This is a genomic window from Fusibacter tunisiensis (assembly GCF_016908355.1).
GTDB lineage: Bacteria > Bacillota > Clostridia > Peptostreptococcales > Acidaminobacteraceae > Fusibacter_D > Fusibacter_D tunisiensis.
The window spans coordinates 1-22,501 of the sequence record NZ_JAFBDT010000026.1 but is presented as its reverse complement, the minus strand read 5'-3'; the positions used below and the strand labels follow the sequence as shown (position 1 = coordinate 22,501).

The window sequence follows — 22,501 nt, the reverse complement described above, 5'->3', positions numbered from 1 at the left end:
TTCACCTTTCTCCAATAAGTTCAGGTTGTATTATATTATTATGTACCCAAAAATACTAGAAAGATTTATGAATGTTATTAAAGTTTAACAAAATTTATGCAATCACCCCCTTTTCCTTCGTATTTGAAACTGGGTCTAAAAATTGAACACGTTCAGCAACAATTTCTGTCATATAAACCATGTCGCCTTCATTGTTTTCAAAAGAAGACGTTACAACCCTACCCACAACACTTGTCATAGAACCCTTTTTAAGATATTTACAGCAATTTTCCGCTTGCTTTCCCCATACAATAATCCTTGGAAAATCAGCTGTTGCCTTTCCCTCACTTTTCTTTTCCTCTTTTTGAACACCACTTAAGTACCGATCCACAGCTAAATTAAATTTTGTAACGCAATTTCCATCTTGAAACGTTTTTAACTCTGGCGTTAAGGTTAATCGCCCTACTAGACTTACTTGATTCATGAACACCTCCATAGAATGGTATTTTTTTACATTTCTAATTTACCATTTATTTCCATATAGGTCAAGTATTTTCTACTATCTATTCTTTTAATCATAGATTATAATCAATTTATGAGACGATTAAACTTAAAACCAAATTTAAACAACAACATACACGTAAATATTATGAATGGCGTTGCCCTGGCCATTGCAACCAATCTGGTTAACCCATATTATGCGAAATTTGCACTTAGATTAGGCGCTACTGATTACCAGCTTGCATTTTTAAATTCTTGGCCTGCCTTTGTCAGCATTTTTGCCTTAATCCCTGGCGCACTAATTTTAGAAACCATGGGTTCTAAATCAAAAGGAACTGCTCGTGCTATGCTTTTACACAAATTTTTCTTTTTGTTCTTGGCAGTAATCCCTTTTTTAAACACTTTGCCGAAACCATGGCTTTTTGTAGGCTTAGTGGGGCTCATGAATTTCCCAGGGTCCATATATACCATGGGCTATCAGTCTTGCATAGGTGATATTTTTGATGCAGCAGGGCGGGCAACTGCAATGAGCCTTCGAAACAAATACTCAGATTTATTCAGGCTTCTAATAACTTTTGCCTCTGGTCAATTGCTCATACGCGTGCCCACTAATGATTCAGAAGTTATCATTATGTATCAAGTTTTCTTTGTAGTCGCTTTTATTTTTGGAATAATGGAATACAAAACTTTTAAGCATTTTAAACTCAAAAACGACATGGAAACGCCTGTTTTCAAACGTCAATTCCATATCGCTTTAAAAAGTGGTTTTTCTTACATTAAATCAAGTCGTTCTTTTAAATTGTTTTTTATGTGTTCTCTAATTTTTCATTTTGGATGGCAAATGGGGTGGCCTTTATTCAACATCTATATGATTAATGTTCTTGGCGCTAACGAAGGATGGTTGAGTGCTGTTTCAATCGCTTCTGGTCTTTCAGCTATATTGACAGCAACAACATGGGGCAAATTCGCCGATAAGTATGGCAACACCCTTGCCATTGTAATTGCAACAAGCGGCATGAGTATCACGCCTATTCTTTATGTTTTCAGTGAGTCTTTAGTGATGCTGGTTGTCTTCAACATTTTAATAGGCGTCTCCATTACAGGTACCGTTTTGGTTCTTTTTAATATGCTTTTGGATGTGACACCTTCAACAAATCGAACAACCATCATTTCCATTTATAACACTGTAATTGCTATATCAGCTACAGTTGCGCCAATTCTCGGTGTTTCCCTCATGGAAAGAACCTCACTTAAAACCGCACTTATTATCGTGGGTCTATTGAGGTTCCTAGGGAGTGGTTCATTTTATATTCGACGAAAGATTATGACTCGATCGGCTTAATGTGAATGACACGGCTAAATGGCAACCCTTCTTGATCTTTGATTTCAGAAACCGATAAAACCAGAGACTGTCCGCCAGTCTCTTTTTTATGCTTAATGATTACCTGCACCTGTTCAGGTTCAGGATCCTTAATCAAGGCTTCTACTGTCTTTTCAGAAACTGTTGAAAAGTGATTTCCAATTTTTTCTGCAATTTCACCATATAATTTCGGAACGGGTTCTGTTAGATGTAAAAGCTCAAGCGCACGATGGTTCACTAGGTCCACTAAACCATACTGGCGTACAACAATAATGCCAACGGGCATTATTTCAACTGTATTTTCAAGCAAAAACTTTGATTCTTGTAATTTCTCACGACTTTTCACCTTCTCTGTGATATCTGCTACCGTCCCAATCGCATAAATTGGTTGGTTGTCATCATCTTTATAAATTACAGCACGCAACTGTACAAACCGCATTTCAATTTTAACCTTAACTCTAACCAGCACGTCGAATGGTTCATCTTCCCATAGGAAACGGTTAAACTTATTTTCAAAATAGGCTTGGTCTAAATTATGAATCTTTTCAAAAATTTGTTCATAATGAAGCGTTTCGCCAGGCGCATGAATGCCCAATAAGGTTTTAAAAGTTTCAGATGCATAAAACATATTGGCGTCAATGTCATATTTAAAATGCGACATTCCCGAAATCCGTTCCGATTCAATCAGAATTTGCCTTGATTCTTCCAGTTTCAAAGTAATTTCCTTGATTTCACTAATGTCTTGATTGGTTCCAACAATCATAGCTTCTGCTTCAGTCTCCAAAAACTTACACGTTGAACGAATCCATCGCCATTTTCCTTTTTCAAAATAACGGTATTCAAACTGCATGTGCGCTTTTTTTTCTGCCGTAATGGCATCAACTGCCTCAAATACAACAGACCGGTCATGATCATGGATATTGTTGAGCCATTGAAGAAAAGTCATTTCAAGTCCTATTAGCCCCTCTTCAGAATCAAATGCATTATAAAATATTACTTTTTTATCTGGGATTGCAATTTCAAAGACGCCATCTTGAACAGATTCTAGAATTTGCGTATAACGGGTCTGAGAATCTAACATTTTTTTCTTGTAAACATTTTTTTCACTGGAATCTCGCACCACAAGAACCAATTTTTCAGTTTCATCTTCCATTAAAAGAACGGCTGTAATTTCCACAGGGACTTCATTTCCCAATCGATCAAAATAAACCCTTTCAAAATATAGAGATGCATTTTGTTTGCACAAAATCCAGTTCTTACGAACCAAATCCATCGATAAACCTTTACTTATTTCAAGAATCGATCGCCCCACAAGTGCTTTCTTCTCATAGTCTAGAATTCTCAAAATCATATCGTTTGCAAATTCAATTACACCTTCAAGGTTTATAATTAAAAGACCTTCTTTGATATGATTTATAACAAGTTTTCCTATTTGTTCCGGGGCAAACTCTGTCGTCTCAGTTCGGACGTATTTGATGAGCATTCCTGAAGCATACCCATTGGATTCCCTAAAAATCTCCTCTATAAGCAACTTAAAATCACCAAAAATAGTGATTGGTTGGGACGTAAGTGTCGTTCCATTTACCAATAGTGTGTCAATTGCATTCTGACTTTCCAAATCTAAAGCCCTATAAAAGTCCCCATAGCCATTAAGTGGATTTTCTTTAATAAAAGGCAAATTGTCCTTGTATAAAATCATATTCGTCGTAAAATCCACGACAATATAGTTGCCGCGGTCTGCGCCAATTTTATTTTTTTGAATACGATTATAACTGTTCACAAGTAAGTCTGTACGCACTTTTAAGGTTTGATCAATTGCATTTGTAAGAATATGTTTAATCCCTTTATAGTACACGAAAGTTTCTGTAAGTTGCATATAGAAAGTTTCACCTGTCATATGGGTATATTTCAGCAAATACGATTGAATTGTATCTGATGCGTCACTTATGTGTTGATTAATTTCCTGATGCTTAATAGCTTCTGACTTAAAACTATAAAGTTGAGTGTAAAGTCTTCCAACAATGGATTGTTCCGTTTTTTTCAAAAAAGAAAGCATGGCGGCATTGGCATAGACAATCTCACCCGCAAGTGTCCTTATCATAATCATATTAGGTGCATGATCCCATAGGATTGAATAATAAAGCTCTTCTTCCTGTAAATAAGATTCCATTTCAACTTGTTTTGTAATTTCTTTTACAAACAGAACGACATATCGAGAAGATATATTTGCAAGCCTAATTTTCAAATGATGCACATGATGATTTGAATCTCTAAATTCCAGAACATCATTGCCTTGTAAAATATGGACAAGCATCTCTTCTGCCGTTAAAAAGCCTCGTCCGAGTTCAAGCAAATTTTTAAAATTCGTATTAGATGCAACCGCCTTAAGCGTTTTATTGTCTACCAGGGCCAAGGCCTCATCAGAATTTTTAACAATTTCAGAATCAAACAAATTTTTAAAATCTATAAAATTAATAATCCAGGGCGAAAAAGATCCCTTACCAAGATAAATCAAATAAATCATATAAACAAGTAAAGCCAAAAGCATCATTTGAGGGTATATTTCAACAGGCAATTCTCCAATTAAAATGCTTCTCAAATCTATAATCAGCATGAAAAATAAAAGCATAAAAAGAATTATATTTCTTTCGCTTCGATTCTCTATCATTTTACGTAATAATAAAACGAGAACAGCACCCGCTAATAACATTTTAATTAAAAAAATAGTTTCAGTCATGAAAACTCCTAAAAATCAACAGTTCTAGAGACAAACAGGGTCAAATGTTCCATCAAGTCCAAAACTTCTGCCCGTTTACCCGATTTAACAATTTGAACAACTGGTCGGGTTTGGGCTTCTTTATTTTCCTTAACGACAATTGCCAATTGCCCATTTGACAGTTCCACAAGCGTTCCTGCTGGATAGATGTTGGCCACTTTCATCAAATGGTGATATATTTCTCGATCAAGTTCGTAAACAGATTCTACACGTAAAACTTCTAGTGCCTCATCTGCATTCATTTTTTTCTTGTAAGATCGACTTGATGTAATGGCATTAAAAATGTCACAAATTGTTACCACACGCACATGGACTGGAATGTCACTTTCTTCAAGACCTAACGGATATCCCACCCCATTTAATTTCTCGTGATGCAACAAAATTATTTGTCTAGAAATAGGGGAAATGTTGTATATTTCTTTCATTAAATCATATCCAAGTTGTGGGTGTTTTTTCATCTCTTCATATTCATCTTCAGTCAGCTCACTGTTTTTATGCACAATGCTACTGTCAATTTTCATTTTACCAATGTCATGAAGCAAGGCACCCATCCCAATTTTCTCTATAAATAGGTTGTTAAAGCCCATACTTTTTGCCACCATCATAGATAAAATCGCCACTTCAGCACTATGATTGTAGGTATACATATCAGTCCCCATAAGTTCTGTCATGCAAAATAGAGTGTCTTTATTGGCATAAATTGCCGACATCAATGACTCGATGACGTCCTTGATTGCATCAATATTTCCAACTGTATAAGTTGCGCTTTTTCGTTCAGATAAAGTCTTAAAAGCTTGCTTAATTGTATTGATTGATTTGATCTTTAGTGTGTCTGGAATCACATTTTCAAACTCAAGACCTTGAGACAATTCGTCTTCAATGTACACGCACTGAACGTTCGCCTGGCTCAATCTATGAATGTAAGATTCAGTCAGAACTGCATCCTTAGCCAGAAGCAATTGGCATTTATCATCATAAACGGGCTTTGCCAACACATCGCCTTCTCTAATGCTTTCTAATCCTTTAAGTCTCACGATAGCCTCCCAAAATTTAATGCTTTTATTATATCAAATTGTGGTCCTTATTAAAATAAAAACGTCTTTACATACCAATTAAGCCACGTTTCACCATACATTACCGAAAGGATTACAGCCATACAGATTGCAGGTCCAAAAGCAACTTCCTGTTTAAGTCCGATTTTTTTTCCCAATGTTTTTTGAATGCCTATGCCCACCAATGCCACATAAAAGGACAAAAAAGATGCAAGCAAGGTCAACTTAAAACCTAAATAGATACCGACGCTTCCCATCAACAGAACATCACCAAAGCCAAATGCTTCTTTTTTATAAACCCACTTGGCGCCTAAATAGATGCCTAGGAACAGACCAAACCCCACAAGTCCGCCTATCAGTCCTTCTACACTGTTGCCAATAAGGAAGAGTCTAAAAAGAAATGCCCATAACCCTAGGGCATACACTGTAAAGTCCACAATTGACAAAGTTAAATAGTCCACCCAACCCACAACCAATAGCCCCATCCAAAAGACTAAATGGTAAAGACCAATTAAAGTAATACCGTATTTATAGTAGCCCAACACTACCAATAGCGTTGATAAAACAACAACACTTATTGGCTGTGCTTTTTCTTCAGAAAAAAACTGAATCAATTTAATTGCAATAGTTCCAGAAAAAATGCCTAAAAGCATCATACTTATGAATTCTATTATCATGAAGTCATCTCCGAAAAAAGAGGGGCCAAAATAGCCCCTCAAATGATTATTTAAAAACGTCATATATCATATAGGCCACTTCTGACCGTTTGATACTTTTTTGAATGTCCATTGCGCCTTCTGACCGAGCATATTTATCATACATCATTTTTCTTGCAATTTCGCCCCAATTAAACGTTCGCGTAAGCAACATGCCCATTGTCTTTTCAACATCTGCATAGGTAACTGTCGCCATAGGATTAAAAGCACCGGAATCGTCTAATTTCATATATTGCTTTGAAACCACGTATTCAATTGCTGTTTTATAATCACCATATTGAGCCACATCTGCATAGGCATAAGTTCCAGCACCTGTATAAGGTTTGGTTGGGCTTGCACTTTTATAAATCATATCTGCAAATTCTGCCCGTGTAATCAAATCATTGGGTCTAAATTTTAAAGAATCTTCAACAATACCCCTTCTCATAAGTGTGTAAATTTCACGATAGGCCCAATTAAATCCAATGTCGGAAATATAATTGAATTTGTCATCAATAAAAATGGCATACTCACCACCAGTATAATACCCTGCAGGAATAATCGTTTTAAGTGTCCCCTCTTCAATTTCAGTGTACTGATAATGCCATTGGTTGTTCTTCCACATGTAAATTCCCGCACGTTCAGACCCATAATACTCAAATGAAAGTTCAATTGGTGCGTTTAAAGTTACCCCTCTTAACACATTGTCAATGGAAACAACAAACTTTGAACTCACTGGTCTATACTTATAATTGTCCATATTAAAACTGTTTGGTATTTTATACATACTAAAATAAGTTGGTTCATAGAGTGTACCTTCAGGGAATTCAAGGGTCACTGGTGTTGAGGCTTCAGTAACCATACTGCCACCTGTAAAGCTAATCGCAGCGTCTTCGAAAGAGATTGTTTTTTGGTACATGTCCACCAGTATCAAGTTGCTATTTCGTGTTGCAAGGTCTATGTTTGCCCCCTGATAGGTTTCAATATATGCCGTTCTAAAACTGTCTCTAAAAGCATTCTCAAATTTCAATCGATATCTGGCTGTTTCATTTTCAAGCTGATATCGGTTGTAGAGACTGCCTTTATAAATAAAATTCCGGTAACCGCGTTCCCAGTCATTGTCATACCCACTGTAATAATCTTTCATTGCAGAAATCTGCCCCTCTATTGTTCCCAATCCTGCACCTTGTTCTTCTGCGAGCAAGTACGGTTCAGAAATTATTTTAAGGTTCATTTCGCGATAAGTGGATTTATAAGCAATCTCATACTGGGCTCTAAAACCCGTTAAAAAAGCATTTCTATAGTAAGCATCATCCTTGCTTAAATTATACTGTTTTGTAATTTCAGCATGCGTCGGCATGTCTAAAAGATAATTGCTAACCCGTCCCAAATTAAAATCCCTTTGAGCTGCATCTGCACCTTCAAGTGCACCAAACGCTTCCCCTTGAGCTTTTCCCTCGGTAGTGGAAAGCTCTAAAGCAGTTGCTGAAAATCCCATTGGCAGAATTGAGGTCATCATAAAAACCATCAGAATCATTGCCATAATTTTCTTTGACTTCTTCATAAGTGCCCCCTATTCCACAGGATAAACAACTTGTAATTGATCCAACAAGTATTTACCCGTTAATTTTTGTTCGTAGCCAACGCCTTCTATATAGAGCCTTTGAATCATAGCAGGATATGTGATTTCAACCGGCATTACCGCTTCAATTTCCTGCCATAAAGTCCAATCTACTTGAGTCGCCAATTCTACACGGTACTCTTTGCCTTTAGAATCAATAACAACTGCACCAATTGCATGATCAGATGCTTCATACGCAAACACCCATAAACTGAGCGATTCAACTTGACGGTTTAAAACAACTGGATTGTTTTCAAACACAATATTGGCTTCGCTAAAAATTCTCGGTGCTACAAAATCAAAGACAACTTCCGCAGAATATGCGCCAGATAAATGGGTCTTATTCCGTGTCACAAACCCTTCAATGTCCTCTGAATTTCCAACAAAGAATACATCGCCATCTTCAAAATCATAAATTTTTGTTTTAGGCTTGTAGTCTTCATAATCTATAGGTGTTTCTTCTTCAGGTATAAATTCAGGCGTTGTTATAGGTGGCTGCTCCACAACCGCTTCAGTCAAATTAAACGTTTCATACGGCTTAAATGGGCCAGGAATAATATCTCGGTAATTGTAGGCTGAAGATACAAGTTTTTTATAATTTCCATCATAGGCTTCAACCAAACTCGATCCATTGAACTCTAAAACCATATTTCCAGACAGTGCATCTTCATAGGTGTTTCGAATTGCAATTTCTTTAACAGCAACCTTCTTACTGTTTTTTTCAATATTTTCAATAAAATCCATCATTGAAAAATAATCACTGGTAAAGTTAACATTGGCTGTATGGCGGACACCATTCACTGCCTCTGACGCATTATTTATAAATGTTAAATTTCCAAGATCAAATTCTGTTTCTTCTGCAAATTTCTCAAGTGTCATTAATATTTCTTCATGGGTCACGTCCCCATAAAGTTTTTTTGCGATTGTGTCAATGTCCGTTTCAGTTTCTGCGATCCTTTGATCAATTCCAGCCTCTGATGCAAGAAGGGCATCTAACTGTATTTTTTCTTGTTGTTTCTCTTCCAGCGCAATTTTTTCAGACTCAATTTTCGCTTCCTGAGGCAACATGAGAAAATAATAGTAGCCAAAAATCAACACAATAACAAACAAAACAACAAGTAACATTTTATCTCTTTTACTGACTCTCATCTTGACCCTCCTCACTTAAAATTCCATTTACTGAGAAGGATAAATTCTCTTCCAGTTCGTTTACCGTTGGAATTGACAAAGTATCCACTTCCTCCAAACCTCGTACATTATAAACAAATTGGGACAAGGCCTTATAATCTGATGCAAATCCAGTAAAACTTACAGCCCCTTTTAAAATTTGTATATTGGATAAAAATACATTTTCAGGTATTTCAGCATTAATTTTCTCTATTAATTGCGTTTCCACTGCGTTAGCCGACTCAATTTGTGTTTCCACCGCTTTCATGGACGCATAAGTTGAAGCCAAGGCTTTCTCATAATTTTGTTTTTCAAGAACTGTTTCCCTTTGCTGAACCACCGCGTCAGACTGAATGTAAGCATCAATTTCAGCAATTTCGTTTTGAAGGGTTTTAGATTGGTCAAGTAGCAAATACTGATAGTAAGCCATCAAAGCAATGGCTGCTATAAATAGCAAAACTATAATAATCGTCTTAAAATTTGATTTTTTTGGTGCGTTCAAATACGGTTCAAAAAAGTTAAAATCCACTGTATTCCCCCCCTTTTAAATTCGAATCAAGGCGCCAATTGCGCTGACAAATTTAGGATATTCATCCCCATCACATTTGGCTGTGATTTCGACGCCGTCAAAAAATTTAAAAGTTTCAACAGGTAACTCAAGACGGTCTTTCAAAAACAATGTCATATCTTTGAGACCAGCTCCCCCACCATATAAGAGTACTTTATCAATTACATTTTCTGATTCACGACTGGTGTAATACTTGAAAACTTTTCGAATTTCTTCAACACTATTTTCCAGAAAGTCTATGGTCTCTTGAATCACTTCTTTCTTTTCCACATCCATCTCTTGGAATTCAGGACTTTCATATGCCTGAACAATGTCCATAACACTTGTATTCATCTTCCTGGTTTCCGCATCTTCACGGTCCAGTGATAAAGTTTCCATCAGGATTCGATCGTAGTCAAATCCGCCAAGTTTTACCAAGCGATTAAATTTAAATTCATTGTTTTCAAGTAAGGTAATGTTAATTATTTTGTGGCCAAGGTCTATATAAGCAAATGTTTTCAGGGCATCATACCGGTTGGATTTGGAAATCCATTGCGCCAATTTTTCCGCTGCATTGGTCTGCATGTCTAAGATTTTTGGATTCAAGCCACAAGACTCTAAAAGTTTCATATGACTCTCAACCATGTCTTTTGGCATAGCCCCTAATAAAACCTTCGTTTTAAGCCCTGATTCCGTTTCCACGTCTTCAAGCACCTTATATTGCAAAACATATGTGCTTGTATCAATTGGTAGATATTCCCCAACTTCGTAGCGAATCATTTCCATTTGATCCTGCGGATCCACTTTTGGAATCAGCATCTCCCTTTTGATAATTTCTGAACTTTCAAAAGTCAACACCACATTTTTGTTGCGAAATTTATGGGTCTTCATAGCCGATGTAATTGCGTGTTTAAGTGCAAGTTCATCATGTATGACACCATCCTCGTAGACTTTGTTGTCAATCTGTACAAGTGCCATGTTTGTAATTTTCAGCCTTTCCCCCGAATGGACCCCTTCAACCAGTTTAACACTATGACTTCCAAGATTTACTGACAACAGGCTACTTTTTATTCGCTTTCCCTTAGCTTTCGCCATTGTATTGCCCCCCCTAATCTATAACTTTTAATACTGCATCACGCTCGGTGACATTTTCAAGAAGTGTCACGCGATTGATTGTGTGATTTTGGTATAACTTTATTAGATAATCATCCATCGTTTGCATCCCCAACCGTTGACCCGTTTGAATGGCTGTATACAATTGATGCACCTTGTTTTCACGGATTAGATTTCGAACCGCATGTGTTACAATCAAACTCTCTACAGCGGCGATTCGCCCCGTTGTCCGTTTACGCGGTAAGAGCCTTTGAGAAAATACAGCCATCAAAGAATTTGCAAGTTGCACTCTAATTTGCTGCTGATGGGCCGATGGAAAAACATCAATAATACGTTCAATGGTTTGATAAGCGTTTCTCGTATGAAGCGTTGCCAAAACCAAATGCCCAGTTTCAGCTGCTGTCACTGCTGTTGAAATGGTTTCCAAATCCCGCATCTCCCCAACCATAATCACATCTGGATCTTGCCTAAGACCAGCCCTAAGTGCCTCTGGAAAGTTGTTACAATCCGATCCCACTTCACGCTGTGTAATAATGCTTAAGTCGTTTTTATGGACATACTCTATAGGGTCTTCAATGGTGAGTATATGACAATTTTTTTTCTTATTAATAGAATCAATAATTGTTGCAATGGTTGTTGATTTTCCGCATCCTGTAGGACCCGTTACAAGAACCAATCCAGATGTGAAGTCAGAAACCTTTTCAATAATTTCAGGAAGTTCTAATTCTTTGGCAGTGGGAATCTTATCTTTGATAACACGACAAGCAATTCCCGTTTTTCCACTATACCTAAAAACATTGATTCTATACGTACTCCCATCTTCCAACCTGTAGGCCAAATCCACTTGACCAGATGTTTCAAATATCTTGTACTGGCTATCATTGAGCATATACCTTGCATACATTTCTGTGTCTTCGCGTTCCAGAACTGGTTCATCCAGCGTTTTTAGAACGCCATCCATTCGAACGATTGGAGGATTGCCTACTACAAAGTGCACATCAGACGCTTCAGCATCAGATGCCCATTTTAGAACATTTAATACGTTCATAAACCCCCCCTTCTATTTATATAATAGTTATTCATACCCCATATGATTCAAAATACCCTTAAGTCATTAGATTATAATAAAAAAAAGCTGCAGTAAATATAAACTGCAGCTGAACCATCATAACCATAAGGTCTTAGACTTCATGCTTTGCGCCCTACCTTTTCAAGCAGTTTGCCAATTATCCTATTAAGATAATTATATTATAAAAATTTTGCCCTGTAAATGTTTTCTTAAATTAATCTTCATGTTCCCTGTATCCAGAATCACCAGCCAGTTGTTTTAAGTCTTTCACTTGTGCATCATTTCCAAGCACAAGAATCAAGTCACCAACATTTAAAGACAAATCCGATTTTGGGTTTAGCGACATTCTTGAAGCGCCCAACTTCTTAGCCGCAATAACAACCAGCCCAAAACGGTCGGGAATTTTTAAATCTCGAAGTGTTTTCCCAATCATTTCACTCCCTTGATTAATGACTACATCCTGTAAATCCAATTGGACATCATCAATACTGGTAACGACTTCTAAAAATGAGACAACTGAAGGCCTAAGCATCTGGGCTGCCATCCGTCTGCCACCAATCTGTGTTGCTGAAATTGTTTTGTTCGCCCCCGCTTTTTTAAGTTTGTCTGGGGCATGTTTGTCTGAAGCACGTGCAATGATGTAAATGTCTTTATTGATGGTTCTGGCCGTTAAAACCACAAACACATTGTCCACATCGGAAGGGAGCGCACTAATCAAACCAGCTGCTGCTTTAATATTTGCTCTCTCTAAAGTTTGTTCCTCAGTTGCATCGCCATGTATAATGGGTACCCCTTGAGACATATAATTTAAATACCGTTCCTTGTCTTTCTCAATCACAATAAAATCTGTATGGTTTTTTACAAACTCATTTATAACCACTTCACCAGTTTCGCCCGCACCACACAAAATATAATGATTCTTCAAGGTTTTAATTTCTTTTTCCATCCGTCTTTTCCTCCAGAAATGATTCATATCACCTTCTACAATTAAAAGGAGTAAATTTGTGAGGGCATATCCTAAGGTCCCTACACCTAAAAATATTAAAATTATAGAAAAAAGTTTTGCAGGTTCTGTCATAGGTGCCACTTCTTGATAGCCCACTGAAGATATTGTGATTACAGTCATATAGAGGGCATCCAAAGTGTTTACGCCAAGAAGGATTTTATAGCCTACTGTACCCACCAGAAGAAGGCCTATTAATATAATCATTATTAATCTAAGATTTCGATTTTCAAACATAATTAGACCTCATTGTTAGGGTGTTCCCAAGTACAAACTCGGTTTCTTCCAGTTTCTTTTGCCACATACAAAGCCTGATCTGCCCGATCAATCAAGGATTCTATTGATTCCGGAGAGGTGTACTGTGCTAACCCAATGCTAACTGTTACACGGCCTACACCTTCAAATTCGTGACACTCAATTTCGAGTCTAATGCGTTCTGCGACATCCTTTGCATTTTCACAATCTATATCGGGCATTAAGACCATAAATTCTTCGCCCCCATAACGCCCCAAAATATCATAAGAGCGAATGGAAGACTGGACAAGGCCACTAATTTCTCTTAAAACCAAGTCGCCTTTAGCATGTCCAAAGGTATCATTGACCTTCTTAAAGAAATCTATGTCAAACATTAACAGATGCATTGGCTTTTTAGTTCTTTTACATTTAGCGACTTCCTTCTCTGCAAATTCAAAGAAGGAAAGTCTGTTGTAGATGCCTGTCAATTGATCTCTTAGTGCAAGTTCCATAAAGTCTTTACGAATCCGATTAAGCGTCACTAAAAAAGCCAACACAATTATATATAGAGTTGTCGCACCCAGTTGTGCCAAATAAATTTATCCCTTATATGAAATGTCTGTGCTAAAAGAGGTTTTATTTTTTAGGTAATCCCCAGCTATCGCTTTTAATTGATCTAGAAACTCTGAATCTTGATATAATTTGGGATTCGTTTCACTTACAACTATACTCTCAAAGACATGACGATCTGAAACGTAATCTTCTGATACATAACTTTCAAAGTAACGGGACTGCTCAGACTCAAAGACATTTTCCGTCATAATTTTCTTATCCAAAATAAACCCGATATCTGCTTCCGGGTATTTTTGAGTCAAAACATCAATGATACTGGCCATAGATATTGAAACTTCAACACTTCCCACATGAAGATCCCGATGAGCAAGCGGGTAGACAAAACGATACCCATTAAATATTCGACCTTCTTCAAATCCCGCAACATATTTTTTTCTAAATTTACGTCCCGAACTGTTGCCCTAATGTCAAATAAGAAGTCCCCGTATTTTTCAGGTGCGTGCATTCTAAGAAAACTTTCACCAGTTGGAAGGTGAAAATGCAATTGCCTAAAATCATAGTCAAGTGTCATATGATAAAGTGTATCGAACCGTTTGTAAAGTTGATTACGGTACACTTCCTTTTCAAGTTCATCAGATTCAGAAGCAAGCTTCATAAGATAAGTCACATCACTTTTATTTATCAATGCCTCAAATATAAAATCAGTTTCATATTTTGAATTAAAATAAAAAAGCATTCCAATCCACAATAACGTTATGAATCCAATAACGATTACAATCAAATAATTTTGCTTGCTCATAGTCCCCCCCTCTTCTTTTTATACCATTAATTATATTCCCATATTTATCTTAGCGCAAACAAAAAAGCCCCCAAAAGGGGCAAAATTCTCACGCTAAGCATATTTATGAATTATTTTATGAATCCATTCAGCTGCAGGTTCACCAACTTTTTCTGCATAGTAAGCGCCAAATCGATCATCCGAAACATAGAGGTCTGCCAATCCCTTGTGCGCCTCTGCATTATAAGCTGGCCAGGTATATTCCAACCATTTTCGGTGCAGGTTGTAAGCCTCTTTTGCTTCTGATGAGTCTACATCTTGACTTAAAAGAACTTTTTTTACCATTTCAACAAACGCAACTTCAGTACTTTGCATTTCATTATAGTCAGCCTCTGATAACTTAGCGAATTTCTCATTGCTTTTCTCAACCATAGGCTCGCCATATTTTTCTCGAATTTCTGTGCCAAAATTTTCTTCGTTTTCAGCCATTATCTTACGTTTAAAGCCTTCAAACTTTTCTAATTGTGTCATTTTATACGCTCCTTTTCTAGATAAAATTGTGTTTTCAACCGTTTGAATCAACACATTCAGTTGATCTCTTTTTTCTTTTAGTGCTTGATGATGTCCCTCTAGAGCAACATCAATGTCATAGGTAGGTGTCATCATAATACGTTTAATCTCTGAAAGTTTTATATCGAGCGACTTATAAAAGAGTATCTGCTGAAGTCTATCCACTTCTTCATTCCAGTAAAAACGATACCCAGCTTCATTCACTTCTGACGGTGTAAGAAGACCAATTTCATCATAGTACCGTAGGGTTCTAGTGCTAACACCAGCCAACTGTGCCAATTCTTTAATTTGATAAACCATTCTCACCTCCACTGTTTATACAGTAAACTATAACGTAACGTCAATGTCAATGTTTTTTTAAAATTTAATGAACGCCGTTTATTTCACATCAAGTCGTGGTAAGGGTTTAATAGAAAGTATTTCAGTCGAAGAAAGGAGATCTTATGAAAAGCAATAAACGCGTTGGTGTATTTGAACATGAAAGTAACGCATTTCGTTCCATAGAACGTCTAATCGAAGCTGGATTTAATCCAAGCGACATTTCTGTTTTATATCATTCAGAATCAGAAGTTGAAAATTTAAAAAAATTAGCGGATACAGATATCCATATGAAACGACATACCGAACTCTCAAACACCGAAGCCGGTACAGTTACAGGTGGTATTCTCGGTGGCTTTGGTGGTCTTTTAGCCAGTCTTGGTCTAGCGGCCGTGCCTGGAGCCGGTCCACTTCTCGCTGCAGGCCCTGCAGCATCCGCTCTTGGAGGACTTGTTACTGGCGGCGCTATTGGTGGCCTGATCGGGTCATTGACTGGCATGGGCTTTACGCGGCAAGAAGCTGAACTCTATGACCGCTACCTTAATGAAGATAAAATCATTGTTTTTGTTGATGATGAAAATGGCATCTATCAAGATCGCGTCCATAAAGCATTTCATGACAACGAAAGCATCATACGGGACACTTATAAGTTTAATGCGGATACAGACGATTATAAAAAGCTCAAATAAGCCCAAAAGGCATGGCGCAGTTACTTTGCGCCATGCCTTTCAATGTGTCCAATTGTAGATAAGTCTACTGTATAAAGTTCGCCAGCAAGGGATTCTAATTCTGAGGTATTCTGAATTAAAATGCGTTTTCCTTTTTTATCAATAACCCCAGACTTTTGGAGTTGATCGAAAGCCCGATGCAATTGTCTATATGTTGTGCCAATGTATTCAGATATTTCTTGCATGGAATCTTTAAGTTCAATCATTTGAGTGTTCTGGCTATATGCCTTTAAATAACTGGAAAGTCTATTTTTAACCGGATAAAGCAAATTGTAGGCGTGGTGTTTGTCTGCGGCCATTAATTTTGCTGAAAGTGACCGAATCACATATCTAAGAAAAGGTGGATGATTTTTTGCCGAATGGTGCATCACTTCAAATGGGATGCGAATCAGTAAAGATTCTTGAACTGCAACTGCTGAACACGTTGCAGGTGCATCATTCATAAATTCAACTTCGCCTAGCGAATCAAATGCCGAGTAAAATTGCAAGAGTAAGGCACGCCCATTTTCATGAACTTGAAAAACCTTTAACTTGCCAGAAACAAAGAAATAGAAATAGTGCATGGGTTGATTTGCTTCTAAAACACCCTCATCTTGATCATAGATTACCAATTCTGCAGAAGCAATCATGTCCTGTGTTAAAATCCCACTTAAAGCATATTGATTTATTATTCTCTGCAGCCTCAATACATCCGTATCAATTTTCATCAGTCCTAATGTCCTTTCCTCTAATCGCTTTGTTAAATTTTAACACATTTTAAAAGATTAATCACTCACAAATAGGACAAATGTCATATTTTTAATATACGATCTCTATTATACTAATAGATAGAAAATGTTTGAGGAGTTCCTTATGACTTTATGGATTGCATATTTTACGGGCTTAGTTCTTTCATTGATGGTCTATTTCAATGGTCAGTTAAGCGCGGTAACTTCAACTTATATCAGCAACATTGTGTATCATGGTATCGGCTTTCTGTTTTTTGGAATTATGGTTTTTGTTTTCAGAAAGCAAACGCCTAAAGTTGCTTACAAATGGGTATTCCTTATCCCAGGCGTTATGGGCTCACTGACAATAATCTTAAACAATTATGTCATGTCTCAAATTGGCGTCACTTTAATGGTTGCTTTCACCCTCCTTGGTCAAGTTGTCACGTCGTTGATAATTGACCACTTTGGCTTGCTTGGCAAAGATGCTTCCAAAACACATACGAAACAGTGGCTTGGCGTTGCCATTATGTCTGTCGGTCTATGGATAATGATTTTTTAAGGAGATATTATGGCCCTTGTTTATCTATTTGCAATATTTATTGGGATCCTCGTAACGGTTACCCCGATTTTGAATGGTCGCAACACACTTGCGATGGGGACATTTAAAGCCTCATTTAACCACTATTTTACTGCCTTTATATTTGGCATTCTGTTTTTAGCCCTTTTGCCTGGAAACGCTCTAACGGCTCTTGATGTTAAAGTGAACCCCATCTATTTTGCAGGTGGCTTATTGGGCCTAAGCGTCATGTTAATGATGAATTACTATTCCGTTCGCATTCGGGCAATGCACATTGCCATTTTGCCATTTTTAGGTCAAATGACAATGGGCTTTTTCTTAGACTATTATTTGATTGGTGTTCTTGAAATCAAAGTCATCATCGGTATGATAATCGTCTTAATTGGCTTATACGTACAATCTTCCACTTCAAAATAAAATAACCCGTTTTCATCAGTCATCCACTGAAGAAAGCGGGTTATTTTTATTGATTTGTTTACAAATCATACTGGCCTTCAGCTTCAGGCTGGAACAGTATTTTTTCAATCTTAAACCTGACGCTCCCATCGGGAATTTCCCAATCAATTATATCCCCTTCTTGATACCCTAGCATAGCCGTTCCAACAGGTGCCAAAATGGAGATTTTATTTTCTATTAAATCGGATTCCTCAGGATAAACCAAACTATATGTTTCTGCTTCACCGGTTTCCAAGTTAATTAGCGTAAACTTTGAATTCATGGTTATAATATCTCTTGGAATGTCCACAGAAGCAACCACAATAGCCCGATTAAGTTCAGACTCCAAATTTTTCAAGCTTTTGGCTTCTTTATTTTTCCCAAATTCACGTTCTTCAGCTACAAGCGCTTTTAATTTATCCAGATCCTTTGCCGTAATCCTAATTTCACGGTTCATAACCTGCATCCTCCTTGTTTGTTAAAAAACAACTTATTAACCATTAGCATACCAAATTTATGGACTCTAATCAAGAGGATTAACTTATATAAGTCCAAAACAAATCTGCATTAAAATTAACAACAAGCGCTTTTGGAAATCCTATTTCTTCCATGAGTTCTAAAGCCTGATCCATGCCGCCCACATGATCACAATAGTGGGCATCACTGCCTATGATAACAGGCGCATTGTATTTTTCACAAAGTCTGAGCATGTCCCTATAGTTTTCCCTCGCCCCTTCACGTGTTGCATAAGGCATTAAGGAACTGTTGTTCACTTCAAGAAGAACCCTTTTTTCAACAGCCACCTGTACTAGGGCTTCATAATCCACTGGATATCTTGAATCGTCCGGGTGTCCAATAATCTTAACAAGTTTATGGTCCATAGCCCGAATCAGTGCCTGAGTGTTTCCCTCAATGCCAAGATTTTCAATACAGGGTACATGAAGACTGGCAATTGCATAATCCAGCACATCAACTGCACGACCACCCAAATCCACTTCGCCTTCTTGATTCAGTATGTTCAGCTCAGCGCCCTTTAAAATTCGAATCCCATCAATTGAATCCGGCAACACCTTTAAATTGTGAAAATAAAACTTGTGTGCCCCACCCGGCATCTCAGGTGCATGGTCTGAAACCCCTAAAATTACAAGTCCATTACGCTTTGCAGCTGCCACATTCTCCAGCAATGTGGTATAAGCATGTCCACTGGCAATTGTATGGGTGTGTAAATCTAATAAATTTTTCATAACCTATCCTTTATATTTCTAAATGTTTAAGCATACAACAGTATTTATTATATCTATCATATAAGGGATTGACAAGCGGGAAAGTCTTTAGTATATTATACATATTCCCATATGTGCATATGTATAGATAAGGAGCCCTTTATGACCGATTTAACTTCCATATTCAAGCTATTATCTGATGAGACACGCCTAAGAATGTTATTGCTCTTATTTCAAGAGGACCTCTGTGTGTGTGAACTCGCCGGTATAATTGGATCACCCCAGCCTAGGATTTCCAAGAACTTATCCAAGTTAAGGGATATGATGTTGGTTACCGATGCCCGCAAAGAGAAGTATGTTTTTTACCATCTAAAGACTGAAAACGAAATTCTAATGCGCACACTTCAATCTATATTAGATGACATTGATCAATTCCCAGTTTTAGCAAAAGACAGCGCCATGCTTGACCAAAGAGACCAATACATGAGCATTTGTCAAATTAATGCATAATGAAAGGTGGTAAACACGCATGTTTATTTTTACTTGGCTAAATGAGCAGGTTTTAAAAATGACTTGGCTATCCGAAGCTGTACATAAATTGGTTGAAGAAGTCTTTGGCCTAGATGTTCAGAGCAGAATTGGCAGTAGCCTTCACTTCTACATCTATGACGTTATAAAAATCTTTATTTTGTTATCTGTTTTGATTTTTTCCATTTCTTACATTCAAAGCTTCTTTCCCCCCGAGAGAACCCGTAAGATTCTGGGTAACTTCAAAGGCATAACAGCAAATATCCTCGGTGCACTTTTAGGAACCATTACGCCATTTTGTTCCTGCTCTTCCATCCCTCTATTTATAGGGTTTACCAGTGCAGGCCTCCCAATAGGCGTTACATTTTCCTTCTTGATTTCGTCACCCTTAGTGGATTTAGCTTCTGTCTTACTGCTGGCCAGTATTTTTAACTGGCGTATCGCCATTGCCTATGTTGTTGTTGGACTCATTTTGGCCGTTTTAGGTGGCAGTTTAATCAGCTGGTTAAAACTTGAAAAATATGTAGAATCGTTTGTTTATAGCAATAAAGTTTTAGACATGCCGCAAGAGACATTAACCGTTAAAGACCGATTGGCCTTTTCCAAAGAACAAGTCTTAGACATCATTAAAAAGGTTTGGCTTTATATTTTAATTGGTGTCGGCATCGGTGCCGCCATACACAATTGGATTCCAGAAACCTGGATTACAGCAATTTTAGGACAAGACAAGTGGTATTCTGTTCTTTTAGCAACTGTTGTAGGCATCCCAATGTATGCAGATATTTTTGGAACCCTTCCAATTGCAGAAGCCCTCGTTTCAAAAGGCGTCGGAATCGGTACAGCACTTGCATTTATGATGGCCGTTACAGCCCTTTCACTCCCCTCTATGATTCTGCTTAAAAAAGTCGTAAAAAAAGAGTTGCTCATTATTTTTGCAGGTATCGTTACACTTGGTATTCTAATTATTGGTTACGCATTTAACGCGTTTGGCCATATATTTTTATAAGGAGGCTACAAAATGACGATTAAAGTACTTGGCACAGGATGTGCGAAATGTAGAAAACTTGAAGAACATGCGAAAGAAGCTGTAAAAACATTAGGGCTTGACATAAGCGTGGAAAAAATTGAAGATGTCAAATCCATTATGAGCTATGGCGTTATGATGACACCTGCCCTTGTTGTGGATGAAGTCGTAAAAACTGTGGGAAAAGTACCATCTGTGAAAGATATCGTGAAAATCCTGCAACCTTAATTTTTTTTCGGAGGCAAAAACCAGTCGAGTGTGCCCAAGGGCACGTTTGAGCGCTGCTTCGCAGCGGTGATTGCGACTGGCGTCGCGTCAAATACTGCAACAATAGTTGCACTCAACGTGCCACAGCCTCCCCTCTAACCAACTATCCCCTATCCAACTATCCCCTAACCAACTATCCCCTAACCAACTATCCCCTAACCAACTATCCCCTAACCAACTACCCCCTAACCAACTACCCCCTATCCCCTATTCCTCTGGCTTCATTTGTGACATGAATTCCATGGCCATTTCTAGATATTTTTTGAGTTCGTCCTCTATCTTTTGTTTTGAGCTTTCTTCAGTGCCTTCTGCAACGGTGACACGGAAACTTTTCTTGGAAACTTCTAATTTGACAAAATCATCTCCCAGTGCCTTTTCAGTCATTTCTTTTATCATTTTTCTTGACTCATCATTTAAAAACTGTTCTGCAATCATGTCCTGAACCATAACAACAATTCGATTTTCCGAATCAATTTGAATGGATTTTACAAGCATTTCAATCATATTTTCACGCCTCGTTTCTTTTTAAGTTTGTCGTCGTACATTTTTTGGTCTACATGGTGATAAAATTTTCTGTAATCCGGCCACGTTTTCGTCATGTAAACATCTGACCCCACAGCAATTTCAAGTGGCAATTTAACATGTTCTGCCTCTTTATTCAGTTGATTTTTAAGTTTTGAAAGGCACTTTTGATAACGTGTTTCTTCAATGTCTTTCATTAAAACTGCAAACTCGTCTCCACCTATTCGGTAACACTGGCCACAGTCTGAAAAACTGGCTTCAACAGACTTAAAAACTGCCATTATCGCACGGTCGCCTTCAGTATGCCCAAATTCATCATTAATTTTCTTTAAATAATTCATGTCCATAAGAACGAGTCTAAACACACCACGATTCATAAGAACTTCTAAATCTCGCTCATAGGCAGTCCGATTGCCACCACCTGTTAAAAAATCCTTGTAAGCGAGCACTTCTAGTAGTTGGTGCTCTTTTTGTGTTTCAATGGATTCTTTCAAATACAAGTAAGAATCCACAAGAAGTCCTGAAAGTACAATCAATATACCGACCCGCAAAAACGTAGATGTATATTCAAAAGCACCTAAATAAAAAACAACTGCTTCCAGACCAATACTAATCATAACAATCCAAATGTATTTTTTCAAGTGTTTGACATTTTCATTATCGAGTTTTCTATATTCGTAATAAAGGGATCCTATTACAATGCCCATTAAGCCAATCATAAACACTGAAGCTGTTTGCATCGCCAAAATAAAAGGCATCCTTAAAACACTTTGTGCATAGATCATTGCCAAAAGAATCAAGCCAAATCCTGCTGCAATCCATTTTAAAATACGTTTGACTCTACGAGAGTTTGCAATGGCCTCTTTGACAAAAAGGACAATAAAAAAACCAATTAACGGGACCATCATGTAGCTAATGCCACCCAGTACAAACCGATTCCCCGTGAAAAATTGAAGTGCCCTAGATTCGGATAAGATCCAAATGCCTGTAACAACTGATAAAAAGCCGAGATACAAAATACGGTTATCGTTGAAACTCTGTGACATACTCCCACCACTTAAGAAGTGGGGGCTTCTCGTTCGAATAGCCTAATGGCTACAGCATAAGCGAGCTATCCCCGTGTGCCCCACG

Annotated in this window: 26 protein-coding genes and 1 riboswitch; of the genes, 7 read left to right on the top strand and 19 right to left on the bottom strand. The window is 37.5% G+C overall.

All coding sequences use genetic code 11. The features are described 5' to 3' along the window. Positions 1-94: 94 nt before the first annotated feature. Positions 95-463, bottom strand: a complete 369-nt coding sequence (locus JOC49_RS11185) for a single-stranded DNA-binding protein (protein ID WP_204665124.1) — start codon at positions 461-463, stop codon at positions 95-97. A 111-nt stretch (positions 464-574) separates the two neighbouring features. Here JOC49_RS11185 and JOC49_RS11180 point away from each other — a divergent pair, with 111 nt between their 5' ends. Further along, the gene (locus tag JOC49_RS11180; protein ID WP_204665123.1) at positions 575-1,822 is read left to right on the top strand and encodes an MFS transporter; all 1,248 of its coding nucleotides are present in this window, start codon (positions 575-577) and stop codon (positions 1,820-1,822) included. On the opposite strand, the gene JOC49_RS11175 is transcribed toward JOC49_RS11180, so the two are convergent. From JOC49_RS11175 to JOC49_RS11115, 13 genes are all read right to left on the bottom strand, one after another. Then, complete coding sequence (locus tag JOC49_RS11175; protein WP_204665122.1) at positions 1,803-4,577, bottom strand: PAS domain S-box protein; 2,775 nt, start codon at positions 4,575-4,577, stop codon at positions 1,803-1,805. The genes JOC49_RS11180 and JOC49_RS11175 overlap by 20 nt on opposite strands. Before the next feature lie 8 nt (positions 4,578-4,585). Then, the gene (locus tag JOC49_RS13470) at positions 4,586-5,650 is read right to left on the bottom strand and encodes an HD domain-containing phosphohydrolase (protein WP_204665121.1); all 1,065 of its coding nucleotides are present in this window, start codon (positions 5,648-5,650) and stop codon (positions 4,586-4,588) included. Between the two features lie 50 nt (positions 5,651-5,700). Next, positions 5,701-6,345 (bottom strand): prepilin peptidase, encoded by a 645-nt coding sequence (locus JOC49_RS11165; protein WP_204665120.1) that lies wholly within the window; start codon positions 6,343-6,345, stop codon positions 5,701-5,703. A gap of 46 nt (positions 6,346-6,391) precedes the next feature. Next, complete coding sequence (locus JOC49_RS11160) at positions 6,392-7,927, bottom strand: S-layer homology domain-containing protein (RefSeq protein WP_204665119.1); 1,536 nt, start codon at positions 7,925-7,927, stop codon at positions 6,392-6,394. A 9-nt stretch (positions 7,928-7,936) separates the two neighbouring features. Beyond that, a complete protein-coding gene (locus tag JOC49_RS11155) occupies positions 7,937-9,133 on the bottom strand; it encodes a hypothetical protein (RefSeq protein WP_204665118.1) in 1,197 nt (398 codons plus the stop codon). Continuing rightward, complete coding sequence (locus JOC49_RS13465; protein ID WP_204665117.1) at positions 9,120-9,680, bottom strand: PilN domain-containing protein; 561 nt, start codon at positions 9,678-9,680, stop codon at positions 9,120-9,122. The genes JOC49_RS11155 and JOC49_RS13465 overlap by 14 nt, the downstream gene beginning before the upstream one ends. A gap of 15 nt (positions 9,681-9,695) precedes the next feature. Continuing rightward, positions 9,696-10,793 carry a type IV pilus assembly protein PilM gene (pilM, locus tag JOC49_RS11145; RefSeq protein WP_204665116.1) on the bottom strand — a complete coding sequence of 366 codons (1,098 nt, stop codon included), beginning with the start codon at positions 10,791-10,793 and terminating at the stop codon, positions 9,696-9,698. 13 nt (positions 10,794-10,806) lie between these two features. Continuing rightward, a complete protein-coding gene (locus tag JOC49_RS11140; RefSeq protein ID WP_204665115.1) occupies positions 10,807-11,859 on the bottom strand; it encodes a type IV pilus twitching motility protein PilT in 1,053 nt (350 codons plus the stop codon). 101 nt (positions 11,860-11,960) lie between these two features. After that, positions 11,961-12,045: riboswitch (cyclic di-GMP riboswitch) on the bottom strand. Positions 12,046-12,094: 49 nt separating this feature from the next. Continuing rightward, a complete protein-coding gene (locus JOC49_RS11135; protein ID WP_204665114.1) occupies positions 12,095-13,120 on the bottom strand; it encodes a potassium channel family protein in 1,026 nt (341 codons plus the stop codon). Between the two features lie 2 nt (positions 13,121-13,122). Beyond that, a complete protein-coding gene (locus tag JOC49_RS11130) occupies positions 13,123-13,674 on the bottom strand; it encodes a diguanylate cyclase (RefSeq protein ID WP_204665113.1) in 552 nt (183 codons plus the stop codon). Positions 13,675-13,716: 42 nt separating this feature from the next. Then, on the bottom strand, positions 13,717-14,013 hold the full coding sequence (locus JOC49_RS11125) for a hypothetical protein (RefSeq protein ID WP_204665112.1): 297 nt from the start codon (positions 14,011-14,013) through the stop codon (positions 13,717-13,719). Beyond that, entirely contained in the window at positions 13,989-14,489 is a 501-nt protein-coding gene (locus JOC49_RS11120; RefSeq protein ID WP_204665111.1) for a hypothetical protein, read from the bottom strand. Before JOC49_RS11120 ends, JOC49_RS11125 begins: the two co-directional genes overlap by 25 nt. Before the next feature lie 93 nt (positions 14,490-14,582). Continuing rightward, entirely contained in the window at positions 14,583-15,338 is a 756-nt protein-coding gene (locus tag JOC49_RS11115; protein ID WP_204665110.1) for a MerR family transcriptional regulator, read from the bottom strand. A gap of 143 nt (positions 15,339-15,481) precedes the next feature. Between JOC49_RS11115 and JOC49_RS11110 the strand changes: the two genes are divergently transcribed. Next, the gene (locus JOC49_RS11110) at positions 15,482-16,045 is read left to right on the top strand and encodes a general stress protein (RefSeq protein ID WP_204665109.1); all 564 of its coding nucleotides are present in this window, start codon (positions 15,482-15,484) and stop codon (positions 16,043-16,045) included. Between the two features lie 20 nt (positions 16,046-16,065). On the opposite strand, the gene JOC49_RS11105 is transcribed toward JOC49_RS11110, so the two are convergent. Further along, positions 16,066-16,791, bottom strand: a complete 726-nt coding sequence (locus JOC49_RS11105; RefSeq protein WP_204665108.1) for a Crp/Fnr family transcriptional regulator — start codon at positions 16,789-16,791, stop codon at positions 16,066-16,068. A 145-nt stretch (positions 16,792-16,936) separates the two neighbouring features. Between JOC49_RS11105 and JOC49_RS11100 the strand changes: the two genes are divergently transcribed. Beyond that, on the top strand, positions 16,937-17,353 hold the full coding sequence (locus JOC49_RS11100; RefSeq protein ID WP_204665107.1) for a DMT family transporter: 417 nt from the start codon (positions 16,937-16,939) through the stop codon (positions 17,351-17,353). 9 nt (positions 17,354-17,362) lie between these two features. Beyond that, on the top strand, positions 17,363-17,788 hold the full coding sequence (locus JOC49_RS11095) for a DMT family transporter (RefSeq protein WP_204665106.1): 426 nt from the start codon (positions 17,363-17,365) through the stop codon (positions 17,786-17,788). Between the two features lie 58 nt (positions 17,789-17,846). Here JOC49_RS11095 and rnk read toward each other — a convergent pair whose 3' ends face one another. Both rnk and JOC49_RS11085 read right to left on the bottom strand, forming a co-directional pair. After that, positions 17,847-18,263, bottom strand: coding sequence for a nucleoside diphosphate kinase regulator (rnk, locus tag JOC49_RS11090; RefSeq protein WP_204665105.1), 417 nt, complete (start codon positions 18,261-18,263; stop codon positions 17,847-17,849). A gap of 79 nt (positions 18,264-18,342) precedes the next feature. Further along, positions 18,343-19,050 (bottom strand): phosphatase, encoded by a 708-nt coding sequence (locus tag JOC49_RS11085; RefSeq protein WP_204665104.1) that lies wholly within the window; start codon positions 19,048-19,050, stop codon positions 18,343-18,345. A 141-nt stretch (positions 19,051-19,191) separates the two neighbouring features. On the opposite strand from JOC49_RS11085, the gene JOC49_RS11080 reads away from it, so the two are divergent. The 3 genes from JOC49_RS11080 to JOC49_RS11070 are packed head-to-tail and all read left to right on the top strand — an operon-like array spanning position 19,192 to position 20,809. Further along, positions 19,192-19,539: an ArsR/SmtB family transcription factor gene (locus JOC49_RS11080; RefSeq protein ID WP_204665103.1), complete on the top strand. Its 348-nt coding sequence runs from the start codon at positions 19,192-19,194 to the stop codon at positions 19,537-19,539. Between the two features lie 19 nt (positions 19,540-19,558). Then, positions 19,559-20,563 (top strand): permease, encoded by a 1,005-nt coding sequence (locus JOC49_RS11075; protein ID WP_204665102.1) that lies wholly within the window; start codon positions 19,559-19,561, stop codon positions 20,561-20,563. A gap of 12 nt (positions 20,564-20,575) precedes the next feature. After that, complete coding sequence (locus JOC49_RS11070; protein WP_204665101.1) at positions 20,576-20,809, top strand: thioredoxin family protein; 234 nt, start codon at positions 20,576-20,578, stop codon at positions 20,807-20,809. Between the two features lie 246 nt (positions 20,810-21,055). On the opposite strand, the gene JOC49_RS11065 is transcribed toward JOC49_RS11070, so the two are convergent. Both JOC49_RS11065 and JOC49_RS11060 read right to left on the bottom strand, forming a co-directional pair. Next, positions 21,056-21,352 (bottom strand): hypothetical protein, encoded by a 297-nt coding sequence (locus tag JOC49_RS11065; RefSeq protein ID WP_204665100.1) that lies wholly within the window; start codon positions 21,350-21,352, stop codon positions 21,056-21,058. Then, complete coding sequence (locus tag JOC49_RS11060; protein ID WP_204665099.1) at positions 21,349-22,416, bottom strand: GGDEF domain-containing protein; 1,068 nt, start codon at positions 22,414-22,416, stop codon at positions 21,349-21,351. Before JOC49_RS11060 ends, JOC49_RS11065 begins: the two co-directional genes overlap by 4 nt. Between the last annotated feature and the right edge of the window lie 85 nt (positions 22,417-22,501).

What these genes read in the sequence shown, in the direction of transcription:
- JOC49_RS11160 (WP_204665119.1), bottom strand. Translation starts at nt 7,927, where the DNA reads ATGAAGAAGTCAAAGAAAATTATGGCAATGATTCTGATGGTTTTTATG.
- JOC49_RS11120 (WP_204665111.1), bottom strand. Translation starts at nt 14,489, where the DNA reads ATGAGCAAGCAAAATTATTTGATTGTAATCGTTATTGGATTCATAACG.
- JOC49_RS11065 (WP_204665100.1), bottom strand. Translation starts at nt 21,352, where the DNA reads ATGATTGAAATGCTTGTAAAATCCATTCAAATTGATTCGGAAAATCGA.
- JOC49_RS11155 (WP_204665118.1), bottom strand. Translation starts at nt 9,133, where the DNA reads ATGAGAGTCAGTAAAAGAGATAAAATGTTACTTGTTGTTTTGTTTGTT.
- JOC49_RS11075 (WP_204665102.1), top strand. Translation starts at nt 19,559, where the DNA reads ATGTTTATTTTTACTTGGCTAAATGAGCAGGTTTTAAAAATGACTTGG.
- JOC49_RS11070 (WP_204665101.1), top strand. Translation starts at nt 20,576, where the DNA reads ATGACGATTAAAGTACTTGGCACAGGATGTGCGAAATGTAGAAAACTT.
- JOC49_RS11135 (WP_204665114.1), bottom strand. Translation starts at nt 13,120, where the DNA reads ATGTTTGAAAATCGAAATCTTAGATTAATAATGATTATATTAATAGGC.
- JOC49_RS11105 (WP_204665108.1), bottom strand. Translation starts at nt 16,791, where the DNA reads ATGAAAATTGATACGGATGTATTGAGGCTGCAGAGAATAATAAATCAA.
- JOC49_RS11060 (WP_204665099.1), bottom strand. Translation starts at nt 22,416, where the DNA reads ATGTCACAGAGTTTCAACGATAACCGTATTTTGTATCTCGGCTTTTTA.
- JOC49_RS11180 (WP_204665123.1), top strand. Translation starts at nt 575, where the DNA reads ATGAGACGATTAAACTTAAAACCAAATTTAAACAACAACATACACGTA.
- JOC49_RS11080 (WP_204665103.1), top strand. Translation starts at nt 19,192, where the DNA reads ATGACCGATTTAACTTCCATATTCAAGCTATTATCTGATGAGACACGC.
- JOC49_RS11095 (WP_204665106.1), top strand. Translation starts at nt 17,363, where the DNA reads ATGGCCCTTGTTTATCTATTTGCAATATTTATTGGGATCCTCGTAACG.
- JOC49_RS11100 (WP_204665107.1), top strand. Translation starts at nt 16,937, where the DNA reads ATGACTTTATGGATTGCATATTTTACGGGCTTAGTTCTTTCATTGATG.
- JOC49_RS11125 (WP_204665112.1), bottom strand. Translation starts at nt 14,013, where the DNA reads ATGGCCAGTATCATTGATGTTTTGACTCAAAAATACCCGGAAGCAGAT.
- JOC49_RS11115 (WP_204665110.1), bottom strand. Translation starts at nt 15,338, where the DNA reads ATGGTTTATCAAATTAAAGAATTGGCACAGTTGGCTGGTGTTAGCACT.
- JOC49_RS11110 (WP_204665109.1), top strand. Translation starts at nt 15,482, where the DNA reads ATGAAAAGCAATAAACGCGTTGGTGTATTTGAACATGAAAGTAACGCA.
- rnk (WP_204665105.1), bottom strand. Translation starts at nt 18,263, where the DNA reads ATGAACCGTGAAATTAGGATTACGGCAAAGGATCTGGATAAATTAAAA.
- JOC49_RS11175 (WP_204665122.1), bottom strand. Translation starts at nt 4,577, where the DNA reads ATGACTGAAACTATTTTTTTAATTAAAATGTTATTAGCGGGTGCTGTT.
- JOC49_RS11185 (WP_204665124.1), bottom strand. Translation starts at nt 463, where the DNA reads ATGAATCAAGTAAGTCTAGTAGGGCGATTAACCTTAACGCCAGAGTTA.
- JOC49_RS11165 (WP_204665120.1), bottom strand. Translation starts at nt 6,345, where the DNA reads ATGATAATAGAATTCATAAGTATGATGCTTTTAGGCATTTTTTCTGGA.
- JOC49_RS11140 (WP_204665115.1), bottom strand. Translation starts at nt 11,859, where the DNA reads ATGAACGTATTAAATGTTCTAAAATGGGCATCTGATGCTGAAGCGTCT.
- JOC49_RS11085 (WP_204665104.1), bottom strand. Translation starts at nt 19,050, where the DNA reads ATGAAAAATTTATTAGATTTACACACCCATACAATTGCCAGTGGACAT.
- pilM (WP_204665116.1), bottom strand. Translation starts at nt 10,793, where the DNA reads ATGGCGAAAGCTAAGGGAAAGCGAATAAAAAGTAGCCTGTTGTCAGTA.